Source organism: Aeromonas sp. FDAARGOS 1415 (assembly GCF_019048365.1).
In the GTDB taxonomy this organism is placed as follows: Bacteria; Pseudomonadota; Gammaproteobacteria; order Enterobacterales; family Aeromonadaceae; genus Aeromonas; species Aeromonas taiwanensis.
In genome coordinates, this window is record NZ_CP077363.1 from 2722310 (window position 1) to 2743220 (window position 20911).

Here is a 20911-nt window from a genome sequence, read left to right on the forward strand (position 1 = left end):
TGCGCTATCGGATTAGCCGCGGTTCTTGTTCTTCATGATGCGGGCTTTTTCCCGATCCCATTCGCGGGCCTTGGTGTCCTCGCGCTTGTCGTGTTCTTTCTTGCCTTTCACCAGGCCAATCTCGACCTTGACCCAGCACTGTTTCCAGTAGAGGGCGAGCGGCACTATGGTGTAGCCCTGGCGGGCGATCAGGCTCTCGAGCTTGTCGAGTTCGCGACGGCTCAGCAGCAGTTTGCGGGTGCGGGTCGGGTCACACACCACGTGGCTGGAGGCTGCCTGCAGCGGCAGGAAGCTGGAACCGAACAGGTAGGCTTCGCCATCACGGAAAATGACGTAGGCCTCGCTGATGTTGGCCTTGCCCGCCCGCAGGGATTTGACCTCCCACCCTTGCAGGGACAGGCCGGCCTCGATCTTCTCTTCGATGAAGTACTCGTGGCGCGCGGTTCTGTTGAGTGCAATGGTGTTGGACCCGGCTTTGTTTTTACTGTTCTTTTTGCTCATGACGGGCGATTTCCGGCAATGACTGGGAGGCTCGTATTATACGTAGGCGGGGACGGCTGTAAAACGCGCAGCGGCTCGAGTGGCCGCTTTCTGAACAGTTTGACCGAGGTTTTACCTCCAAAAGTGCGTTCATGGTGATAAAATCGGCCCGATTGATGAGGAAAACCCATGCCCCGTATTACTCGCAGTGCCCTGGTGATGTTCAGCGCGGAACAGATGTTCCGGCTGGTCAATGATGTTCACGCCTATCCCGAGTTTCTGCCCGGCTGTGTCGGCAGCCGCGTGCACGAGTCGGGGGAGGACTACATGATGGCCTCGGTCGACGTGGCCAAGGCGGGCATCGCCAAGACCTTCACCACGCGCAATCAGCTGGACGTCAACCGCACCATCAAGATGGAGCTGGTCGAGGGCCCCTTCAGCAAGCTGGCGGGGTGGTGGACCTTCACGCCCCTGGACGAGGACGCCTGCAAGGTGGAGTTCGATCTGGACTTCGAGTTCACCTCCAAGCTCATCGAGCTGGCATTTGGCCAGATCTTCCGTGAACTGGTGGGCTCCATGGTGCTCGCCTTCTCCAATCGCGCCAAGGTGGTGTACGGTGTCTGAGCTGCTCAATATCGAAGTGGCCTATGCCTTGCCCGAGCGGCAAACTGTGCTCAGCCTGCGCGTCGCCCCGGGCACCAGCGTGCTGGCTGCCATCGAGGCGTCCGGCATAGTGCAGAAGCACCCGGAGATCGATCTGGCGCTCAACAAGTTCGGCGTCTACAGCCGCCCGGTCAAGGGAAGCGAGCCGGTGCAGGACGGGGATCGCATCGAGATCTACCGCCCCCTCATCGCCGATCCCAAGGAGATGCGCAAGAAGCGGGCGGAGAAGGCCAAGGAAGAGGGGCGGGCCGATGTGGTCACCGGCGGGCGACCCGACGTCCACCGCAAGCGGGACGACGGCGAGTCAGCCTGACGAAGGATGCAATGACAAGGGGCGCTGCGGCGCCCCTTGTTGATCTCTCCTGGTCATGACACCGCCGAGGCTGGGCATTTACAGCGCGAGCAGGCGCTCGTTCTCCACGGTCTCGATGCCGCGCTCCTGCTGCGCCAGCAGCGCCATGGAGTGGGCCACCTGGCTGGCCTCTATGGCTCGCCAGCGCCGCAGACGTCCGCGCAGCAACGGCCTTATCAGCGGGTAGATGGCCTGGGTGATTTGCTCCGACAGGCGCGGTGGCTGGCGATCGCCCAGCAGCATGGCGGGGCGCAGGATGACGAGCCGCTGCCACTCCTGTGCCAGCAGGGCCTGCTCCATCTCCCCCTTGGTGCGGGGATAGAGGGCGAAGGAGCGGGGATTGGCCCCCAGGCTGGAGATGACCAGCAGGCGTCGGCAGCCGTGGCGGCGGGCGAGGGCGGCGAAGGCCAGCACATAGTCGAGGTCGACCCGGCGAAAGGCCTCGGCGGAGCCTGCCTCCCTGCGGGTGGTGCCGAGGCAGCAGAAGGCGAGATCGACGGGATTGGGCAGCTGCACGGCGTCCAGCGCGTCGAACGGGACCGGTAACCAGGTGCGATGGGGGGCGGGGTCACCGGGCGTGCGGCAGAGCAGGGTGAGCCGGTGTTCGGGGCCCAGCTCGCGGAGCAGGGCCCGGCCAATGAGGCCGGTCGCCCCCGCGATCAGGATCTGGCTCATGACGACCTCCTTGGAACGATACGGGCGATGTGTCTCGAGCATGGCCCGGCAGCGGCGCCCTGGCTAGCTTGTCCCCGGATAAAACAAAACCGGCCTGGGCCGGTTTTGTCATGGAAATCAGAGCGGGGTCGTGAAGGCGGCGGGGAGGGGGAAGTCTCCCGTGGCGGTGGCCAGCCTGTCACCCACGAAGTTCAGGGTCAGCTCCTTGCGCTCCTTGTCGCCACGACCGGGCTGGAACTCGTAGAGATAGTACCAGGTGTTGGGGTCGAAGCCGTCGCGCAGCATGGGGGAGCCCAGGACGAACTCGACCTGCTCGCGGGTCATGCCCTGGCGCAGCTTGTCGACCTGCTTTTGTTCCACGTAGTTGCCCTGGGGAATATCGATGCGATAGACCAGGCTGCAACCGGACAGGGTGAGGGCGGTCAGGGCCGCGGCAATCAGGTGTTTCATCCGCATATCGGGTTCAGATCATCCATACAGTCTTTTTAGCTCGCCAAATCATACCCACTCCCCGTGCGGAAGTAAAAAGCCATTGATCCATCAGCCAATAAAAAGGGCCGCAAGGCGGCCCTGGCAATCTGGTGTCCGTCACATGGCGGCGCGGAAGATGGCGACAATCTCGGCGTGGCTCGCCTGCTTGGGGTTGGTGAACCCGCAGGCGTCCTTGAGGGCGTTGTCCGCCAGCACGTCGAAGTCGTCGGCCCTGACCCCGAGCTGCTCCAGGCCGGCGGGGATCTTGACGTCGCGGGCCAGTGCCTTGATGGCCTCGATGGCGGCGGCGGCGCCCTGCTCGTCGCTCATGGCGCTCACGTCCACGCCCATGAAACCGGCCACGTCCTTGAGGCGGCCCGCGCTCACCTGGGCGTTGTAGGCCTGGACGTGGGGCAGCAGCACGGCGTTGCAGACCCCGTGGGGCAGGTCGTAGAAGCCGCCGAGCTGGTGGGCCATGGCGTGCACGTAGCCCAGGCTTGCGTTGTTGAACGCCATGCCGGCCAGGAACTGGGCGTAGGCCATCTGCTCGCGAGCGTGCAGATCATCCCCCTGATCGACGGCGGTGCGCAGGTGCCTGGCAATCAGCTGGATCGCCATGACGGCGCTGGCATCGGTCACCGGGGTGGCGGCGGTGGAGACATAGGCCTCGATGGCGTGGGTCAGGGCATCCATGCCGGTGGCGGCGGTGAGGCCGGCGGGCTTGGCCAGCATCAGCTCGGGGTCGTTGACCGACATCAGGGGGGTGACGTGCTTGTCGATGATGGCCATCTTCACGTGACGAGCCTCGTCGGTGATGATGCAGAAGCGGGTCATCTCGGAGGCGGTGCCAGCGGTGGTGTTGATGGCGATGAGCGGCAGCTGCGGCCTGGCGGAGCGGTCCACCCCTTCGTAGTCCTTGATGCCGCCGCCATTGGCGGCCACCAGGGCGATCCCCTTGGCGCAGTCGTGGGGAGAGCCGCCACCCAAGGAGATGACGCAGTCGCAGCCATGGGCCTGGATCATCGCAAGACCCGCTTCCACGTTGGCCACGGTGGGGTTCGGCTTGGTCTCGTCAAACACCACGCTGTCGATGCCGTGTTCCGCCAGCAGGGCGCCGAGCCTGGCGACCACCCCAATCTGGTTGAGCACGCGATCGGTGACGATCAGCGCCTTGCGATGCCCATGGCCCTGGATATCGGCCGCCGCTTCTTGCAGGCAGCCCGCCCCCATCAGGTTGATAGCGGGAATGTAGAACTTGAATGTTGCCATGATGGACTCCGTTTGCTTAGCCATTAAGTGGTATACGGGCGCCAACATAGCAGCGTCAAAGGGGATGAACAGGGTTCAATAGTATCTTGTTTGCAAGTTTGTGGACTCGATCGCGCTCTGGTTATGCGGGGTGGAGAGGGGCTTGACAAGGGAGGTTGATTACGGGAGAGCATAAAAACGTTTTTCAATAAATTCATCACGTTAGAAAACGTTTCGCGCCGTTTTTGTCATCTTTGATGCGCAGAAGTGTGAAGCGCATCAAGGAATTGGAAAAGGGTTTCGACCATAGTTGGCCCCTCCCCGAACGAGGGGAAACAGGCTTGAAAGTACCATAAAGAATCACCTTCACTGCACTCGGTCGCGAGGCGGCGGGGCGCAATCAGGAGTCCACTATGTCTGACGTATTTCACTTGGGTTTGAAGAAAGCGGATCTGCAAGGCGCCACCCTGGCGATCGTTCCCGGTGATCCCGAGCGTGTGAAGCGCATCGCCGAGCTGATGGACAATCCTGTGTTGCTGGCCAGCCACCGCGAGTTCACCACCTGGCGCGGCGAGATGGACGGCAAGGCCGTCATCGTCTGCTCCACCGGCATCGGTGGCCCCTCTACCTCCATCGCCGTGGAAGAGCTGGCCCAGCTGGGGATCCGCACCTTCCTGCGCATCGGCACCACTGGCGCCATCCAGCCGCACCTGAACGTGGGCGACGTCATCGTCACCACCGGCTCTGTGCGCCTCGACGGTGCCAGCCTGCACTTTGCCCCGATGGAATTCCCGGCCGTGGCCGACTTCGAGTGCACCACCGCACTGGTCGAGACTGCCAAGGAGCTGGGCTCCAGGCTGCACGTGGGCGTGACCGCTTCCTCCGACACCTTCTACCCGGGTCAGGAGCGTTACGACACCGTATCCGGTCGCGTGGTACAACGCTTCCAGGGTTCCATGAAAGAGTGGCAAGCCATGGGCGTGCTGAACTACGAGATGGAGTCCGCCACCCTGCTGACCATGTGCACCAGCCAGGGCCTGCGCGCCGGCATGGTGGCCGGTGTCATCGTGAACCGTACCCAGCAGGAAATCCCGAACGCCGAAACCATGGCGAAAACCGAATCTGATGCCATCAAGATCGTGCTGGGCGCTGCCCGCAAGCTGATCTGATAGCACCACACCGCGTGGGGGGTGGGGGCCGTTGCGAAAGCGCGGCCCCTATCTTTATCCGCCGTATTCGCCATTCTCCACCGCCTCTCCTTCTCTGCGTTCTCCCCCCGTCGAATCCCCACCGCCCCTAGAAGGGCGCATCGCACCGCACCCTCATGGGCTCCCCGCTCACCGGATGGACAAGGTCCAGGGCGCTCGCGTGCAGCATCAACCGCGGCGTCAGCTCGGTGCCGGGCAACCGCAGGCCGCCATAGAGATCGCAGCCGAGGATGGGGTGCCCCAGCCACTGGCTGTGGATGCGCAGCTGGTGGGTGCGGCCCGTCTCGGGGACCAGCCTGACCCGGGTCAATGGGATGTCACCCTGCGCCTCCCGGCTCACCAGGCGCTCCAGCACCTGAAAGCGGGAGCGGGCCGGCTTGCCGCGGACGGCGCAGATGCTCATCAGGGGGAAGAGGGCCGGATCCTTGGCGATGGGGGCGTCGATCACCCCCTCGTCCGCCGCCAGATGGCCGCACAGCAGGGCCTCGTAAGCCTTGCTCACGGTGCGCTGGCTGAACTGGTGGCAGAGAAGGGCATTGATGCCCTTGTTCCTGGCCACCACCATGATCCCCGAGGTGCCAAAGTCGAGGCGGTGCACCAGGGTGCAACCGGGGTACGCCTGCACCAGCCGATGGTGCACCGAATCGAGGTTCTGCGGGTTCTTGCCCGAGAGGCTCAGCAGGCCGCTCGGCTTGTTGATGAGCAGCAGGTGTTCGTCTGCAAAGAGGATCTCGATGGTGGCGTCGCAGGGCGGGGCAACAAAGGTGTCGACGATGACGGACATAGGGCACGCAGGCTGGAAAAGGGGGAAGGGATCATACCCGAACGGTGGAGGCGCGGCGAATCGGGATGTATGAGGTCAGTGGAAGAGGTCAAGTGATTGATCTGACAGGGTGAGTCCGTTTTGTGACTCCCTCCCGAGTTAATGGGGCCGCCGCTTGCTAAGGTATGGCTCCCTGTCATGTTGCAAGGAGTCCGTCCATGGCGCTGCCCGTTATTCTCGATTGCGATCCCGGCCACGATGATGCCATCGCCCTCATCCTGGCGCTGGCGAGCCCCGAATTGCAGGTGCTGGCGGTCACCACCAGCGCCGGCAACCAGACGCCGGACAAGACCCTCAACAACGCCCTGCGCATCCTGACCCTGCTGGGGCGCCGCGATATCCCGGTGGCGGCGGGAGCCCCCAAGCCCCTGGCCCGGGAGCTCATCATCGCCGACAACGTACACGGGGAGTCGGGACTAGACGGCCCCGCACTACCGGATCCCGCCTTTGCGCCCCAGGTCATGACGGGCCTCGAGTTGATGGCCAAGTGCCTGCGCGAGAGCCCGGAGCCGGTCACCCTGGTGCCGACCGGTCCGCTCACCAACATCGCCCTGTTGCTGGCGGCCCACCCCGAGCTCAAGCCCAGGATCGCTCGCATCGTGTTGATGGGGGGCGCGGCGGGGGCGGGGAACTGGACCCCGGCGGCGGAATTCAATATTTATGTGGATCCCGAGGCGGCCGATATGGTGTTCAAGTCGGGAGTCCCCATCACCATGTGCGGGCTGGACGTGACCCACGAGGCCCAGGTAATGGACGAAGACATCGAACGGGTGCGCGCCATCGCCAATCCGGTGGCCCGGTGCGTGGCGGAACTGCTGGACTTCTTCATGATCTACCACCGGGATTCCAAGTGGGGATTTGCCGGTGCCCCGCTGCACGATCCCTGCACCATCGCCTGGCTGCTGGCCCCCGCGCTGTTCCACGGGGTGGAGTGCCGGGTCGATATCGAGACGCAGGGGGCACATACTAGCGGCATGACGGTGGTGGACCGCTACGGTCTCACCGGCAAGCCCGCCAATGCGCTGGTGTTGCTGGGGCTGGACAGGACCGGGTTCATCGACCTGCTGGTGCAGCGGCTGCGATCATTTGGCTGACATCTTGGACATCGAATAAGGGGCTGGGAATGTGGAAAGGGACGTTGGCACTGCTGACATGTATGCAACTGGCGGGCTGCGCCAGCCCGTTCGAGACCATGTGGCAGGGGCTGGCGACCTGCGAGCTGGACGACCTCCATCTCGACAGCGAGAGCGGGGCCCCGGTGCATCCGCAGCTCGCGAAGTACACCCCGGACAAGGTGAGCGACGGTTTTGCCTGGTACAAGGTCCATGAAGAGCTGCACGGCCTGCCCATCGTCGGCTTCCTGGTGCCTGCCTCCACCTTCGAGGTGCACGCCCTCTTCGTGGATACCCCCATCGCCAACGCGCGCCGGCTGACCCACAACGCCTATGGCAGCGAGTTTGCCGACGAGGCGCTGCACGACGAGGGGGAGGCTCCCCTGCTGCTGCGCGACCCCAACAACCCCAAGCGTTCCATCATCGACTGCACCCGGGCGGAGTCGGCGGAACCGCCGTCGGAAGAGTCCTTTGACGAAGGGGAATGAGCGTCCGGCATTTGCAGAAGGGATAACCGGCCAGACAAGAGAGGGGCCAGCCGCAAGGCTGGCCCCTTCGTCATGGGATGCGGACGGGGGAGTCAGGGATAACCCAGGGTCTCCTTGATGACGGGCAACTGCGCGTTGATCCAGGCCGGGTTGATGGGCCCCCAGTCGCTGATGCGATAGTGTCCCTGCAGGTGGCGGGCACCCTCGGTCTGCTCGAAGCCACAGCAAATGTCGAGTTCTGCCAGGGCGCTCAGGGTGTCCTGGGCGGTGCGGCGAGGCATGCCGGTGGCCGCCATGATGGCGGGCACGGTGTCCGTGCCCTGGCTGATGAGGTGAGCCACATAGAGCCGGCGATAGAAGCTGGTGCGCGTCTTGCTCGGCTCGCTCATATCTCGTCCTCGAGACGATCGAAGTAGCGCCAGGTGGCGATGGCGGCCTTGCCCATCACCAGGGCCCAGACGCCAAACCAGAACCAGCGGAAGAAGCTCCAGGTGGAGGCATCGGGTTCGGCGCTCTCTATCTTGGTGACGTTGGGGAAGAGGGAGAACATGTTCACGCGCCAGCCGTAGGAGGTGATCATGGCCAGGCGCTTCTCGAACTCCATGGACTTGGCCTTGGCCTGGACGTCGGCGGCGTTGAACTTGAAGTAGAAGGGCCAGCCCCAGAGCGTGTCCTCGTTGCGGAACACCCGGATCTTCTCGCCGGGGCGCTCGGTATAGATGTAATAGACATCCACGGTGGGGCCGTCAGCCGGGTTCTTCTGGCTGATGGGGCCATCCTTGTCGGTGCGTTTTACCTCCACCCCTGTGATGGTAGCGATGGTGTGTTCCGGCAGATAGAAATCGAGCCAGATCGCGGAGAGCAGGGCGATGAGGCCGAGCGTGACAAAAGCAGGTTTCTTGAACTTCAGGCTCATGATGGTCTCTAGGTGAGGGGGAATGACGTGCCTCTACCATACCCATATTTGCGGACACAGCCCAGCCCCCAATGACACCTTGATGGCAAAAACCCGTTTTAAACAGCGAACTATGGGAGGGTGACGCTCACGGGGCCCGTGGCGGGCCCCGGTGTGCCGAGTGGCGGGATCAGAGCTGGAACTGGGCGAGCTGCTTGCGCTGCTGCTCGGCGAGCTGTGACAGTTCGTGACTGGCGGCGGCACTCTGGCTGATGCCGGCCGCATTCTGGTTCACTATCTCGTGGATGTTGCCGAGGTTGCGGCTGATGTCGGCGGTGACGCAGGACTGCTCCTCCGCCGCGGTCGCCACCTGGGCGTTGGCCCCGTTGATCTGGTTGACCGCCTCCGTGATGCCCCCCAGCAGATCCTGCACCTCGGCGGAGAGGCGCTGGTTGTGACCGAGGATCTCCAGGGTCTCCTGCACGCCGCTGTTGGCGGAGAGGGACTGACTCTGCAGCTGTTCGATGATGGCCTGGATCTCCTTGGTGGAATCCTGGGTACGGGCGGCCAGCTGGCGCACCTCGTCGGCCACCACGGCGAAGCCGCGTCCGCTCTCCCCGGCGCGGGCCGCTTCGATGGCGGCGTTCAGGGCCAGCAGGTTGGTCTGCTCCGAGATGCCCTGGATCACCTCAATCACCTTGCCGATCTGCTCGGACTGGGACTTGAGCCTGGCCACCACGGTGGCGGCATGTTCGAGGCTGCCCGCCATGCGGCTGTTGGCCTGGATACTCTCGGTGAAGAGCGCCAGCCCCTGTTCGACCCGGCTGTTGGCATCCCGTGCCAGCTCGTCGGCCAGGGCGGCGTTGTGGTTGACGTTGTCGGCAGTGCTGGCCAGCTCGGTAACCGCCGAGGCCACCTGCTCTGTCTCGCTGCGCTGCTGCTGGGCATTGACCTCGGCCTGGGTCATGACGGCGGCGAGCTCGGTGGCGGCGGAGGCCACGTTGCCGCTGATGCCGGTCAGGGTCTGGATGGTGCTGCCAAGCTGGCCCAGGGTCTGGTTGATGTCCCTGGCGAGCTGGCCCAGCTCGTTGCTGCCTTCGGCGCTGGCCCGCACGTTGAAGCGGCCCAGGGCGACGGCGTGCATCACCTCCTGCAACTGGCCGATGGGCTGGACGATGCGCCCGGAGATCCACCAGCCCCCCGCCAGGGCCGCGATCAGGGTGACCGCCATCATCAGCAGGGTACGCAGCAGGGTGGCGTGGTAGTGGGACTGCTCCAGGGCTATCTCGGCCTGGATCAGCTGGTTGATGTGGCCGGACATGGCATCGATCTGTTTGATGAGCGCTTCACCCAGATCGCGAAACTGTAGCCGGGCCTGCTCGTAGGCGGCGGGCTCGACCCCGTCACTGTACTTCTGGGCCAGCAAGGGCAGCATGTTGCTGCGCGTGTGGCCGAGATAGGCCTGCAGGGCGGCCGCCACCTGGCGGTTGTCCTGCTCGGCGCCGGTGATGGCCAGCCTGGTCAGGATGGTGCCAATCTCCTGCTCGGCGGCGGAGAGCTGCGCCGGCAGCTGGGGGAAGCGGGCCTGATCGTAGAGGCCGTAGATGGCGTTGGTGCGCAGCCGGTAGGTGGCGTGGATCAGGGCGGCGATATCGTCCTTGTGGCGGGTGACGCTGGCGGTGGTTTCGTTCATGTCCTGGATTGCCCCGTCGATCTCTTGCTTGCTGATCACGGCCATCAGCAGCATCAACAGGCTGGCGAGGAGCAGGGGAATGAGCACTTGAAGGCGGATGGAGAGATTATTCAACGACATGAGGCTGCCTACTAACCCTAAAGAGGAGGAATGCGGCATCTTACACAGGCGCGACAGCTCTTGTCACAGAGTTTTTAAGTCTGAATCCGTGCTGAATGAAAAGGTTTTTCTTGTGTTAAAAGGGTGTGCTGGGCAAGATCGTCTGCTTGTTACCATGGAGGTGTAGTGTGTCCGACTGGATTGATCCCGCCATCTTGGCGCTCTTTGTTCCTACGTTCTTTTTTGTCTCTGTGACTCCCGGCATGTGCATGACCCTGGCGATGACTCTGGGGATGAGCCTGGGGGTGCGTCGCACCCTGCACATGATGTGGGGTGAACTCATCGGCGTCGGCCTGGTTTCCGTGTTGTCCGTAGTCGGGGTGGCGGCAGTCATGCTCAACTACCCGGCCCTGTTCTCGGCATTCAAGTACGTGGGAGGGGCCTACCTGGTCTGGCTCGGCATCCAGATGTGGCAGGCCAAGGGCAAGATGGCCATTCCGGCGGATCTCTCGGCCGCTCAGGAGACCAGGCCGCTCGGGCTGGCGCTGCAAGGCTTCGTCACCGCCATCGCGAATCCCAAGGGATGGGCCTTCATGGTCTCCCTGCTGCCTCCCTTCATCAACGCGGCCAAGCCGATGACACCCCAGATAAGTGCCCTGGTGGCCCTCATCCTGATCATCGAGTTCTCCTGCCTGCTGCTCTACGCGAGTGGTGGCCGCACCCTGCGCCACTTCCTCGCCAAGAGCGGCAACGTCACCCTGATGAACCGCATCGCGGGTTCCCTGATGTTGTTCGTGGGCGTCTGGCTGGCGCTGGGCTGATCGGCTGGTGATGAAAAAAGCCCCCCTCCTGGTCAGGGAGGGGGGCTTTTTTGTGGGCGGCGTCAGGGCCTGAGGCGCCTGACCCAGGGATTGGCGCTCACCCCGTGCAGTATGACGCTCAAGATGATGGTGCAGAGCACGGTGGCAATGACAGGGTGCTGGCCCGTGAGGGCCGGCTGGTGCTGCAGCACCATGACGGCGAAGACGATGCTGGCGAGCCCCCTCGGGCCGAACCAGCCGATGAAGAGCTTGAGTTCCGGGGATTGACCCGTGCCCAGCAGGCTCAGCCAGACCGGCACCATGCGCAGCACGGTGAGGCTGGCGGCCCCATAGAGCCAGAACTGCCAGTGCAGCAGGGTGGGCAGCAGGGGTACCATGATGGCGCCGAACACCATCCAGATCACCACGGAGAGCAGATCCCCGTACCCCTCGCAGCTGTCCATGTAGGCGTGCTTGTGCTCCCCCAGCCGGTGGCCGATGAGCAGTCCCCCCACAAAGGCGGCGATAAAGCCGCTGCCCCCCAGGGTCTGGGCCAGGGCAAAGCAGAGCAGGGCGAGCCCCGGCATGGTGAGCTGGCGCCAGAGCGGCAGCTGCCAGCCGTTGAGGTAGGAGAGCCTGAGCAATCGGATGGTCAGGGTGCTGAGCACGAAGGCCACCAGCATCCCTATGCCGATCTCCTCCAGCAGCAGGGTCACGGCCAGGGTGGCGGTGCCCGCATGCTGCTCGGTGGGGGCGACAAGGGCGAGCAGCAGGAGCAGGACGGGCACGCAGATGCCGTCGTTGAGGCCACTCTCCTGGTTGAGCCCTTCCCGCACCGGGGCCGGTACCGCCGGGTTGCTCACCACCGCCTTGCCAAGCGCCGCATCGGTGGGGGCCAGTATGGTGGCGAGGATGGCCACCTCCAGCAGCGGCAGCTCGGGAAACAGCAGGCGACCGAACAGGGTGCCCGCCAGCAGGGTCAGGGGCAGGCCGATGAGCAACAGCCGGACGGGGAGCTGGCGGTTGGCCAGCAGCACCTGCCAGTTGGTGTTGGCGGCGTCGTTGAACAGCACGATGACCAGGGCCAGTTCGGCCAGCAGCTTGAGCCCCTCGCCGTCGATGTTGAGGGAGAGCAGGCCGAGGCCGCCGTCACCCAGCACGCCCCCCACCAGCAGAAACAGCAGGGGGCCATTGATGAGCCTGGATTCGAAGCGCCCGGCAATCAGGCTGTAGAGCAGCAAAAAGGCGGCGAGCACCGCCAGGTTCTGGTAGATCAGCGACGCATCCACGGGCGCTTCTCCTCGTCACCCCCCTCTCGGGGGACCTCAATCGGTCAGACAGTCCGGATCGAACACGTATTCGCCATCCAGCCAGCGCAGGATTTCGTCTACGCAGGACTGGTCATGGAACGGCTGGTAACGGCTCCTGAGGTGGCCTATCTGCTCCGGGGTGAGCTGGGCCAGGCCGATGTCCTGGAACAGGGGCAGGTCGGCCTGGATCATGGCGGAGATCTGCGGCCCGCAGGTGGCGTTGAGGGAGGCGTGCAGCGCCTTGTCCGGATCGTACTGGCGGCCGAGCCTGTAGCTCATGGGCAGGGTGGCGAGCGGCAGGGCCGATAGCGCGGCCTGCTTCATGGGGTTGACCGCGTGGCCGCTCACGAGATCCGCAAGCTCCGCCGGGCGGTTCTCGAAGGCGCGCAGGTGCAGGAAGCTGCTCGCCTTGCTGCCGTCGTTGACCGGGTAGTTGTCCCAGAGGAAGGGCTTGCGGTGCAGCCAGTCGGCGGCCTGGCGCAGATGGGCGGCCGGGTACTCGGTGGAGCAGACCCTGGGGCCGGTCCAGAAGATGTCGATGCGCCTGTCCAGCCCCTGACCGAGATCGGTGAGGTAGTGGGGGGGCATGGGGCCGAACACCTTCTCCAGCACGGGATCCGTGGAGTAGTAGCTGGGGCAGAACAGCAGTCGCCCGGCGCTGGTGTGGGCCGCGATGTCGTGGGCTATGGTGAGCTGCCAGTGGGCGAGATCCGGGGTGTCTCCCTTCATATCGTCAAACAGCACCGCCAGGATGTCGGGTTTGAGCACCTCCTCGATGACCCTCACCTTCTCCAGCAAGGCGGGGCGCTGGCGCTCATAGTCGTGATGCGCTCCCATGGGGCTCAGGCCCACCCCGAAGGCGAGGCCGTTGTCCCGGCACTGCTGGGCGAGCTGGCGCAGGGCCTCGAGCTGGGCGGCGGGCCAGGGCTTGGCCCAGTGCTTGCGCAGGTAGCCATCTTCCTTGGGGGCATAGAGGTAGAAGCCGTAGCCGTGGCGGGGCAGCCACTGGGCATAGCGGGCGCGGGCCTCCCAGCTCCAGCCCTTGCCGAAGAATCCCTCGATGAGGCCCAGCTTGGGCGAGGGAGGATACAGACCAGACAACTGGGTTTGATAAGGCATGGGTCACTCCCTTCTCACTGAGTAATGGCGGCGCAGGGCCGGTGCCTAGACGGGGTCTTCTTCCAGGAAGCGCACCCCTATCTTGCGGGGTTCGCCATCCTCCATCTCCGCCACGGTCCAGAGCAGGCCCTGCCAGGCGACATGGTCACCGACAACCAGATTATCGCCCAACTGATGGGCAATAAAATCGCCGAGAGTCTGATCCGCCACCTCGCTCACATCCAGGCCGTACAGGGGGGCGAGATCCACCAGTCTGGCGGTCGCCTCCAGCAGGAAGTCGCCGAAGAAGCGGGGGCCCAGATCCTGTTCTGGCGCCTGGCTGAACAGCTGGCCGAGGGCGGGGAGATCCCGTTCGTGGCCGATGACGCAGAGGATGTCGTCCGATTGCAGCCGGGTACTGCCCGAGGGGTGCAGCAGCTCCTGACCGCGGAACAGGGCGCAGATGCGGGTACCCTGGGGCATGCGCAGCTCCCGCAAGGGGGAGCCGATGCACCACTTCTCGGCGCTCAGGCGATAGACGAAGGTCTCCCACTGGCTGTCGAGATCGATCTCGAGGCCGGAGCGGTTGATGGGGGAGGGGGGCGCCGGCACCTCGACCCGCGCCAGGCGGGAGGCGAGCGGCAGCGAGCTGCCCTGCAGGATGAGGGAGACCAGTACCACGAAGAAGGCGACGTTGAAATAGAGCTGGGCGTTGGGCAGCCCCGCCATCATGGGGAAGACCGCCAGGATGATGGGCACGGCGCCACGCAGCCCCACCCAGGAGATGAACCAGCGCTCCCGGGGGGCGAAGTTCTTGAACGGCAGCAAGCCGATCCACACCGACACCGGACGGGCAAACAGGATCATCCAGGTCGCCAGCGCCAGCGCCGGCAGGGCGATGGGCAGCAGGTTGCTCGGGGTGGCGAGCAGCCCCAGCACCAGGAACATGCCGATCTGGCTGAGCCAGGTCAGGCCGTCCAGCACCGACAGCGTGGTGCTGCGGCTACGCAGGGAGAGGTTGCCAAGCAGCAGCCCCGTGAGATAGATGGCGAGGATGCCGCTGCCCCCCACCGCCGTGGTGATGGCGAAGATGAGCAGGCCGCCGCTCACCGTGAGCAGGGGGTAGAGACCGGGCGCCAGGCGGGCCGTGTTGATGAGTTTCCACAGCAGCCAGCCCCCCGAGAGGCCGATGCCGGCGCCGAGGCCGAACTGCTTGATGAGTTGCAGCAGCAGGAAGCCGGCGTCCAGCCCCTGCTGGGCGCTGGCCAGCACCTCGATCAGGGTGACGGTGAGAAAGACCGCCATGGGGTCGTTGCTGCCGGACTCTATCTCCAGGGTGGCGCTGACCCGCTCGTTGAGGCTGCGCCCGCCGAGCAGGGAGAAGACCGCCGCCGCGTCGGTGGAGCCGACGATGGCACCGATGAGCATCCCCTGCAGCAGGTTGAGGTCGAACAGCCAGGCGGCGGCGAGGCCCGTGAGGCCGGTGGTGATGGCCACCCCGACGGTGGCGAGCGACAGGGCGGGCCAGAGTGCCACCCGAAACGAGGAGACCCGGGTGCGCATGCCGCCATCGAGCAGAATGATGGCGAGCGCCAGGTTGCCCACCAGATAGGCGACCGAGTAGTTGGCGAAGTGGATGCCCCCCGGGCCATCCTCACCGGCCAGCATGCCGACGGCGAGGAAGATGACCAGGATGGGGATGCCGACCCGGGACGAGAGTGTGCTCAACAGAACACTGGCTCCCACCAACAGGGCACCGATAAAGAAGAAACTGTTGATGGTGACGGCATCCAAGGGCGAACTCCTTCCTGGCTGGTGTAAAGTAGGCACATTATATGCAGGAAATGTGACAAAGTGGCGATTTTGTGTCTTGAATTTGCAATTTATTACACTTCTCCGCCTCTGGCCGGACGCCGTTTGTCGGTACACCTATGAAGCCCTTCCTCCGACGCCGCCGATATACTGCCATCCCGCCAGCGGTTGTTGTCCTGTTGCTTACCCCGCTCGATTCGCATCGCCCGCCCGTTCTGCGACCCCCGTCCGGTTTTCAAGATCGCTATTGCTTGAAATGTTAATAAAGAGCCGTTTTCCAGCCGGAATTTGGGTATATTCCACCCATGATGAAATAGCCCCTTGAATTGGAATAATAATGTTACAACTCAGACGGTTATGGTGGCTTCTCTCCCTCTTGATGGTGGCCTCGCTGCTCCTGGTCGCACTGTTTGAGTGGGGCCCCAGACGTCATCTGGTGATAGTCCCGAGTGACCAGTGGGAGGTCGCGACCATCGACGATCGCCCCGCAGGAGGCGACTCGGTGGCGACCCTGGCGTCGCAAGGTACCGGCATGACATGCGAACTGGGGAGCAAGTATCGCTGGCCCTATTGCGAACTGGCGATCACCCTGGCCTCCCCCGAGCTGGGGATCGATCTGTCTGACTACGATAACCTGATCTTGCAGTTGGCAGGGGAAGGGCCGAGTAACGCCGCCTGGCGGATCTATCTGCGCAACTACCACCCGGACTACTCGCGGGACGGGGATCCTGTCTCCCACAAGGTCAACGCCATCTTGTTCGATCCCGGGCAGTACCCGGGGCGGGTCGAAGTGCCTCTCAAGCTCTTTACTCCTGCCACCTGGTGGCTGACCGACTACGACATTCCCCTGATGCAGCAGGGCCAGGACCTGAGCCGGGTCTTCGCCATCGAACTGGCGACGGGGTCGGGGGCGGCCCCTGGGCACTACCGGCTGAAGGTGGAGACGCTGCTCTTCGAGGGACCCTGGATGCCGCCCAGCCTCTTCTATCGTGCCCTCTTCATCGGCTGGAGTCTGGCGGTGATCTCCCTGCTGCTGATGGATTATCTCGGGATGCGGCGGCGCCTGGCGAAGATGAGCAGGCAGGCCAGGCAGACCATGGCGCGCAACCGGGATCTGGAGCTGGAGTACCGCATGGCCAGCAATCAGGTGCGTTATGACCCTTTGACAGGGGCCCTGAGCCGTTATGAAGGGGAGTCCCGACTGGTGCACCACGATGGCGAGATGACCCTGGTGTTTATCGACATCGACCACTTCAAGCAGATCAACGACAGCCAGGGCCATCCGGTAGGTGACGAGGTGCTCAAGTGTCTGGTGAGCGAGCTGTTGCTGCAACTGGAGGAAGGAGACATGCTCTGCCGCTGGGGCGGGGAGGAGTTCGTGCTGTTGCTACCCGGACGTTCATTGGTTTGGGGCCAGGCACTGGCCGAGCGTCTGCGCCTCGCGGTGGCCGGGAGTCGCAACTGGCCGAACGGAGTGGCGGTCACCGCCTCGTTCGGGGTGGCGAGCCGCCAGCCTGACGAGCCGATGTCCAAGACGCTGCAGCGCGCCGACATGGCGCTCTATCGTGCCAAGGGGGCAGGGCGCAACCGGGTAGAGGTCGCTGACTGAGACGGATGAAAAAGCCGCGGCCAGTCTCTGCTGGCCGCCTGTGTGCGTCGTGGTGGCTCGGGATGCGGGTATCCATCGGGCCAGGTGTATTCGGGCTGTCAGTCGTCCTCGTCGTCCTTCACTTCCCGTATCTTGTCCTTGTACTTGGGCAACTGCTTCTCGAGCTGCTTCATGTCCTTGATGGCGTTGAGAAACAACCCGAGCAGGAACAGCAGCGGCAGGCCTATCCATAACCACAGACTCATCAGATTCTCCTTTCGCTGTGACCCGGGGTGACGTAACGGGCCAGTATCTCGTCGAGATGGGCCAGTATGCACCCCTTGCCTTCAATATCCGCCTGTTGCAGGCAAAGTGCCAGCGCCGCCGGATCGAGCATGAGCTCGTCCGACTCGGGCGCGAAGCTCAGATGCCAGGGCTCGTAGGCGACCCCCTGAGCGGCCCCGGCCGGCCTGGCGTAGGGCAGGAAGAAGCCGAAGTCGTTCATCCGATCGCCGAGCCATTCGCTCAAGTCGGCAAACCAGCCGTCCGCCTCATACTCCCAGGGTTCCAGTGCGAGCCGGGTGCCAGAGGGCAGGCAGTCCGGATCATAGATGTCGAGATCCGTGCCCCAGTGGTGACGGCTGGTGCCAGGCAGGGCACTCCAGCGCAGGATGGCGTGCAGCCGGGCCTCGTCGCTCAGCTGCAGGGCGTCGATGGGCTGGCTGGCGGCATCCAGCAGCGGCCGCTCCCCGCGCCACTTGCCGTTCCAGATGGCGAGCTGACGCTCGAAGCTGCGCCAGCTGGAGGCCGCCTGCAGGTTGAAGCCGTCGTGGGCGGCGGCCACCTGCATGTCGTTGAAGGCCGCCGCGGTGGCGGCGGTCAGACGATGGGGCCCGCGCCCCACCAGGATGAGGTGGCTCTCGTCGAGCCCCAGCAGTTGATCCTGGGTCATGGTTGCATGGTCTCCCGTGTCAGCGGTGGCGCCATTGGCAGGCGAAAGGTCCTCATGCCAGCAACCGCGCCAGCACCCCTTGGTACATGTCCGCCAGGAGATCCAGATCGTCCGCCTTCACGCACTCGTTCACCTTGTGGATGGTGGCGTTGACCGGACCGAGCTCGATGACTTCCGCGCCGGTCGGGGCAATAAAGCGTCCATCGGACGTTCCCCCCGTGGTGAGCAGGGCCGGCTGCTGACCGTTGACCTGCGCGATGGCGGCGACGGCGGCCTCCAGCAGGGCGCCGGTGTCGGTGAGGAAGGGCTGGCCGGAGAGGGTCCACTTCAGGTCGAAGTCCAGGCCGTGGCGGGTCAGCAGCGCCTCGACCCGCTCGCGGATATCCGTGTCGGTGAGCTCGGTGCTGAAGCGGAAGTTGAACTGCACGTGCAGCTCCCCCGGGATGACGTTGGAGGCGCCTGTCCCGCCCTGGATGTTGGCGATCTGGAAGCTGGTCGGGGGGAAGTAGGCGTTGCCTTCATCCCAGACGGTGGCGGCGAGTTCCGCCAGCGCCGGTGCCGCCTTGTGGATGGGGTTGTCCGCCAGGTGGGGATAGGCGACGTGGCCCTGGACCCCGCGCACCACCAGATCGCCGGTGATGGAGCCGCGCCGGCCGTTTTTCACCACGTCACCCACCAGGGCGGTGGAGGAGGGCTCGCCGACGATGCACCAGGTGATCTTCTCGTTGCGCGCCTCCAGGGTGTCGATGACGCGCACGGTGCCGTTGATGAAGGGCCCCTCTTCATCGGAGGTGATGAGGAAAGCAATCGACCCAGCGTGATCCGGATGCTCGGCCACGAAGCGCTCGGTGGCCACCACCATGGCGGCCAGCGACCCCTTCATGTCGGCGGCGCCCCGGCCATAGAGCATGCCATCCAGGATGGTCGGCTCGAACGGCGGGGTGTGCCACTTCTCCAGCGGACCGGCGGGCACCACGTCGGTGTGGCCGGCGAAGCAGAAGAGCGGTCCTTCACTGCCACGGCGTGCCCAGAGGTTGGTGGTGTCTTCAAACACCATGGGTTCGATGACGAAGCCGAGGCGCTTGAGGCGCTCTGCCATCAGGGTTTGGCACCCTTCGTCCAGGGGGGTCACGGAGGGGCGGCTGATCAGATCCTTGGCCAGTGTGATGACGTCCGACATCGGTGTTCCTTAACAGAAATAGTTAACGAGAGAAGAGGGATTGGTAGTGGTCGGCCTTGAAGCCCAGGGTCAGCTCGCCATCCTTGTCCAGCAGCGGGCGCTTGATCATGGCCGGGTGAGCCAGCAGCAGGTCGCGGGCCCTGGCGGTGTCGAGCCCCTGTTTGGCCTCCTCCGGCAGGGCGCGGAAGGTGGTGCCACGGGTGTTGAGCAGGGCTTCCCAGCCGAGGCGCTCCAGCCAGAGATCGAGCTGCTCCGGGGTCAGGCCGTCGGCCCTGTGGTCGTGAAAGCGGTAGTCGATACCCGCCTCATCCAGCCACTTGCGGGCCTTCTTGATGGTGTCGCAGTTCTTGATGCCATAGAGGGTGGTGGCCATGAGGGATCCTTTGTCTGGGGGCCTTGGGCCCTGAAATCCGAAGGTGGAATCATGCAAGGGCCCGATTCTGGCATTGTGGCGATCCCATGGCAACGCTCGCGGCCAGACTCGCTGGTTTTACCAGTGACAAAGGGGAGGGGGAGATGGAGTGCAGAGGGTCAAAACGCGCCAGAGGGCGCGTTTTGACAAGAAAAGAGGCGGCAGGATCAGTGCAGCGTGGTCCACTCGTGGTCGAAGACCCGGGCCCGCTCCCAGGGCGCGTCCGGCAGGCTGGAGGAGAGGCCGGCGTATTTGCCCACGTCATCCACCACGATGGCGGAGAGGATCGGCAGATGGTTTTCGGTGCAGTACATGCGGATGCGTTGCAGCAAGGTACGCAGCTCGTCCTGGCACTGCTCCAGCCCGGCCTGCCTGGCCAGCTTGGAGTAACGAATGGTGGTGCGTTCCTTTGCAGACTCGACGAGGATGTCCCACAGCTTGTAGTCGCAGGTCGAGGTGCCCGCGGTGGCTTGGTTTGTCATAACTCTCTCCGGTGCGAAATGGTCGCTCTGTGTCGACGGGCATCTTGGCCACTTCATGCCCGATGGACGTTGATCCAACGCAAACAAAGTGGAGGTTGTCGGCCTCTATGCCTCGGGAGGCATTCTAGTACGCCTTCATCAGAGTTAAATGTCGTTATTTAACTCATTGCTGGCCTTTAAAACTAAAATCGTTTGCTTTTATTGGTCTTAACTGTGGTAGCAGGGGAAGCAGAGAGAGCAAGAGAATGGAGGCTGAGACGGTCGGAGGGGGAGCGACGCAAAGGCACGCCACGAGAGGGGGCTGTCCTCTGTGGCGCACCCGCCGGCGTCATGGGGGATGGGGTCCCGTGGGACGGCGGCTCGCAGGGACTGGCCGGCGTGTCAGCCCTCCGTCTCCGCCAGGTAGGCGAGGTGATCCTGACGGGCGACCTGCCAGTGGCCTAGGATCACGGGCGCCGCAAAGCCAGGGCCGTCGGTCACCATGGTGTGGTACTCCCCCTGCTCGCCGCAGGCATCGAAGCCCCGGGTTGACGCCAGCTGCTGCAGCTCGGCGAGGGTGGCCCTGTCCAGCACCCGCCCCACCCAGTCGGGGGCCAGCACCCGGGTATCGACGCAGGAGAGGTGGGCGACGATGCCCCGGGCCAGCAGATCCGCCAGCAGCGCCTCGCGGGGGAGCTGCCAGAGCGGGGTATGCACGGCGATCCCCTGCGGCCGGCAGCGCTCGCGGATCCAGTTCGGCGCACCGCCCACGCTGTCGATATCGCCGGTGACGACCCCATCGAGGCGCCACTCATCCTTCAACTCTGCCAGGGCTAGCTCATAGCCCTGATCGAACGGCGCCTCGATGGTGACCAGCCGGTGGGGCAGCCCGAGGGCCGCGGCCTGTCGACGCACTTGTGACAGGGGATGGGCGAGAAAGCGGGGCGAAGGGGGGGCAAAGGTGACCAGGGCCACCACCTGATGACCCGCTTCGCGGGCATGGCAGAGGGCCTGCATGGCATCCTTGCCGCCGCTCCAGAGCACGATGACGCGAGACATGGGGACGGTTCCGTTGATGAGGGAGGAAGCAT

24 protein-coding genes are annotated in these 20911 nt (G+C 64.4%); 7 read left to right on the forward strand and 17 right to left on the reverse strand.

Annotated features, from left to right (window positions below):
* Window positions 1-12 precede the first annotated feature (12 nt).
* The gene (gene smpB / locus I6L45_RS12990; protein ID WP_017766150.1) at window positions 13-501 is read right to left on the reverse strand and encodes an SsrA-binding protein SmpB; all 489 of its coding nucleotides are present in this window, start codon (window positions 499-501) and stop codon (window positions 13-15) included.
* Window positions 502-669: 168 nt separating this feature from the next.
* Between smpB and I6L45_RS12995 the strand changes: the two genes are divergently transcribed.
* A complete protein-coding gene (locus I6L45_RS12995) occupies window positions 670-1104 on the forward strand; it encodes an SRPBCC family protein (protein WP_043761925.1) in 435 nt (144 codons plus the stop codon).
* The gene (locus I6L45_RS13000; protein WP_216982261.1) at window positions 1097-1456 is read left to right on the forward strand and encodes an RnfH family protein; all 360 of its coding nucleotides are present in this window, start codon (window positions 1097-1099) and stop codon (window positions 1454-1456) included. The genes I6L45_RS12995 and I6L45_RS13000 overlap by 8 nt, the downstream gene beginning before the upstream one ends.
* Before the next feature lie 78 nt (window positions 1457-1534).
* On the opposite strand, the gene I6L45_RS13005 is transcribed toward I6L45_RS13000, so the two are convergent.
* The 3 genes from I6L45_RS13005 to yiaY all read right to left on the reverse strand — a co-directional run bounded on the left by I6L45_RS13005 (window position 1535) and on the right by yiaY (window position 3910).
* Complete coding sequence (locus tag I6L45_RS13005; protein WP_210548208.1) at window positions 1535-2170, reverse strand: NAD(P)H-binding protein; 636 nt, start codon at window positions 2168-2170, stop codon at window positions 1535-1537.
* Between the two features lie 117 nt (window positions 2171-2287).
* Window positions 2288-2626, reverse strand: coding sequence for an outer membrane protein assembly factor BamE (locus I6L45_RS13010; RefSeq protein ID WP_005325779.1), 339 nt, complete (start codon window positions 2624-2626; stop codon window positions 2288-2290).
* Window positions 2627-2758: 132 nt separating this feature from the next.
* Window positions 2759-3910, reverse strand: a complete 1152-nt coding sequence (gene yiaY, locus I6L45_RS13015) for an L-threonine dehydrogenase (RefSeq protein ID WP_216982262.1) — start codon at window positions 3908-3910, stop codon at window positions 2759-2761.
* A 392-nt stretch (window positions 3911-4302) separates the two neighbouring features.
* Here yiaY and udp point away from each other — a divergent pair, with 392 nt between their 5' ends.
* Window positions 4303-5058, forward strand: coding sequence for a uridine phosphorylase (gene udp, locus I6L45_RS13020; RefSeq protein ID WP_216982263.1), 756 nt, complete (start codon window positions 4303-4305; stop codon window positions 5056-5058).
* A 127-nt stretch (window positions 5059-5185) separates the two neighbouring features.
* Here the strand turns inward: udp and I6L45_RS13025 are convergent, their stop codons facing one another.
* Entirely contained in the window at window positions 5186-5881 is a 696-nt protein-coding gene (locus I6L45_RS13025; protein ID WP_216982264.1) for an RluA family pseudouridine synthase, read from the reverse strand.
* A 197-nt stretch (window positions 5882-6078) separates the two neighbouring features.
* Here I6L45_RS13025 and rihA point away from each other — a divergent pair, with 197 nt between their 5' ends.
* Together rihA and I6L45_RS13035 are read left to right on the forward strand one after the other, a co-directional pair.
* Window positions 6079-7014: a pyrimidine-specific ribonucleoside hydrolase RihA gene (gene rihA / locus I6L45_RS13030; RefSeq protein WP_216982265.1), complete on the forward strand. Its 936-nt coding sequence runs from the start codon at window positions 6079-6081 to the stop codon at window positions 7012-7014.
* Window positions 7015-7043: 29 nt separating this feature from the next.
* The gene (locus I6L45_RS13035) at window positions 7044-7520 is read left to right on the forward strand and encodes a hypothetical protein (protein WP_043761918.1); all 477 of its coding nucleotides are present in this window, start codon (window positions 7044-7046) and stop codon (window positions 7518-7520) included.
* 92 nt (window positions 7521-7612) lie between these two features.
* Here I6L45_RS13035 and I6L45_RS13040 read toward each other — a convergent pair whose 3' ends face one another.
* The 3 genes from I6L45_RS13040 to I6L45_RS13050 all read right to left on the reverse strand — a co-directional run bounded on the left by I6L45_RS13040 (window position 7613) and on the right by I6L45_RS13050 (window position 10228).
* Window positions 7613-7909: a helix-turn-helix domain-containing protein gene (locus I6L45_RS13040; RefSeq protein ID WP_043761913.1), complete on the reverse strand. Its 297-nt coding sequence runs from the start codon at window positions 7907-7909 to the stop codon at window positions 7613-7615.
* Window positions 7906-8436, reverse strand: a complete 531-nt coding sequence (locus I6L45_RS13045; RefSeq protein WP_043761911.1) for a DUF1523 family protein — start codon at window positions 8434-8436, stop codon at window positions 7906-7908. Before I6L45_RS13045 ends, I6L45_RS13040 begins: the two co-directional genes overlap by 4 nt.
* 169 nt (window positions 8437-8605) lie before the next feature.
* Complete coding sequence (locus I6L45_RS13050) at window positions 8606-10228, reverse strand: methyl-accepting chemotaxis protein (RefSeq protein WP_216982266.1); 1623 nt, start codon at window positions 10226-10228, stop codon at window positions 8606-8608.
* A 167-nt stretch (window positions 10229-10395) separates the two neighbouring features.
* On the opposite strand from I6L45_RS13050, the gene I6L45_RS13055 reads away from it, so the two are divergent.
* Window positions 10396-11028, forward strand: coding sequence for a LysE family translocator (locus I6L45_RS13055; RefSeq protein ID WP_043761907.1), 633 nt, complete (start codon window positions 10396-10398; stop codon window positions 11026-11028).
* 62 nt (window positions 11029-11090) lie between these two features.
* Here I6L45_RS13055 and I6L45_RS13060 read toward each other — a convergent pair whose 3' ends face one another.
* From I6L45_RS13060 to I6L45_RS13070, 3 genes are read right to left on the reverse strand one after another with little or no spacing between them, the layout of a single operon-like run.
* Window positions 11091-12296, reverse strand: coding sequence for a cation:proton antiporter (locus I6L45_RS13060; protein ID WP_216982267.1), 1206 nt, complete (start codon window positions 12294-12296; stop codon window positions 11091-11093).
* Between the two features lie 36 nt (window positions 12297-12332).
* Window positions 12333-13436 (reverse strand): beta-N-acetylglucosaminidase domain-containing protein, encoded by a 1104-nt coding sequence (locus tag I6L45_RS13065; RefSeq protein ID WP_216982268.1) that lies wholly within the window; start codon window positions 13434-13436, stop codon window positions 12333-12335.
* A gap of 45 nt (window positions 13437-13481) precedes the next feature.
* Complete coding sequence (locus I6L45_RS13070) at window positions 13482-15209, reverse strand: potassium/proton antiporter (RefSeq protein ID WP_216982269.1); 1728 nt, start codon at window positions 15207-15209, stop codon at window positions 13482-13484.
* Window positions 15210-15564: 355 nt separating this feature from the next.
* Here I6L45_RS13070 and I6L45_RS13075 point away from each other — a divergent pair, with 355 nt between their 5' ends.
* Entirely contained in the window at window positions 15565-16836 is a 1272-nt protein-coding gene (locus I6L45_RS13075) for a GGDEF domain-containing protein (protein ID WP_254204322.1), read from the forward strand.
* 98 nt (window positions 16837-16934) lie between these two features.
* On the opposite strand, the gene I6L45_RS13080 is transcribed toward I6L45_RS13075, so the two are convergent.
* The 6 genes from I6L45_RS13080 to I6L45_RS13105 form a co-directional block, all read right to left on the reverse strand.
* Complete coding sequence (locus I6L45_RS13080) at window positions 16935-17081, reverse strand: hypothetical protein (protein ID WP_010674048.1); 147 nt, start codon at window positions 17079-17081, stop codon at window positions 16935-16937.
* On the reverse strand, window positions 17081-17767 hold the full coding sequence (locus I6L45_RS13085) for a M15 family metallopeptidase (RefSeq protein ID WP_216982270.1): 687 nt from the start codon (window positions 17765-17767) through the stop codon (window positions 17081-17083). Before I6L45_RS13085 ends, I6L45_RS13080 begins: the two co-directional genes overlap by 1 nt.
* A 52-nt stretch (window positions 17768-17819) precedes the next feature.
* Window positions 17820-18947 carry a succinyl-diaminopimelate desuccinylase gene (gene dapE, locus I6L45_RS13090; RefSeq protein ID WP_216982271.1) on the reverse strand — a complete coding sequence of 376 codons (1128 nt, stop codon included), beginning with the start codon at window positions 18945-18947 and terminating at the stop codon, window positions 17820-17822.
* Window positions 18948-18969: 22 nt separating this feature from the next.
* Complete coding sequence (locus I6L45_RS13095) at window positions 18970-19320, reverse strand: ArsC family reductase (RefSeq protein WP_216982272.1); 351 nt, start codon at window positions 19318-19320, stop codon at window positions 18970-18972.
* A 206-nt stretch (window positions 19321-19526) separates the two neighbouring features.
* Window positions 19527-19841, reverse strand: coding sequence for a hypothetical protein (locus I6L45_RS13100; protein ID WP_197068409.1), 315 nt, complete (start codon window positions 19839-19841; stop codon window positions 19527-19529).
* 381 nt (window positions 19842-20222) lie between these two features.
* Window positions 20223-20879 carry an adenine nucleotide alpha hydrolase gene (locus I6L45_RS13105; RefSeq protein WP_216982273.1) on the reverse strand — a complete coding sequence of 219 codons (657 nt, stop codon included), beginning with the start codon at window positions 20877-20879 and terminating at the stop codon, window positions 20223-20225.
* Window positions 20880-20911: the final 32 nt, after the last annotated feature.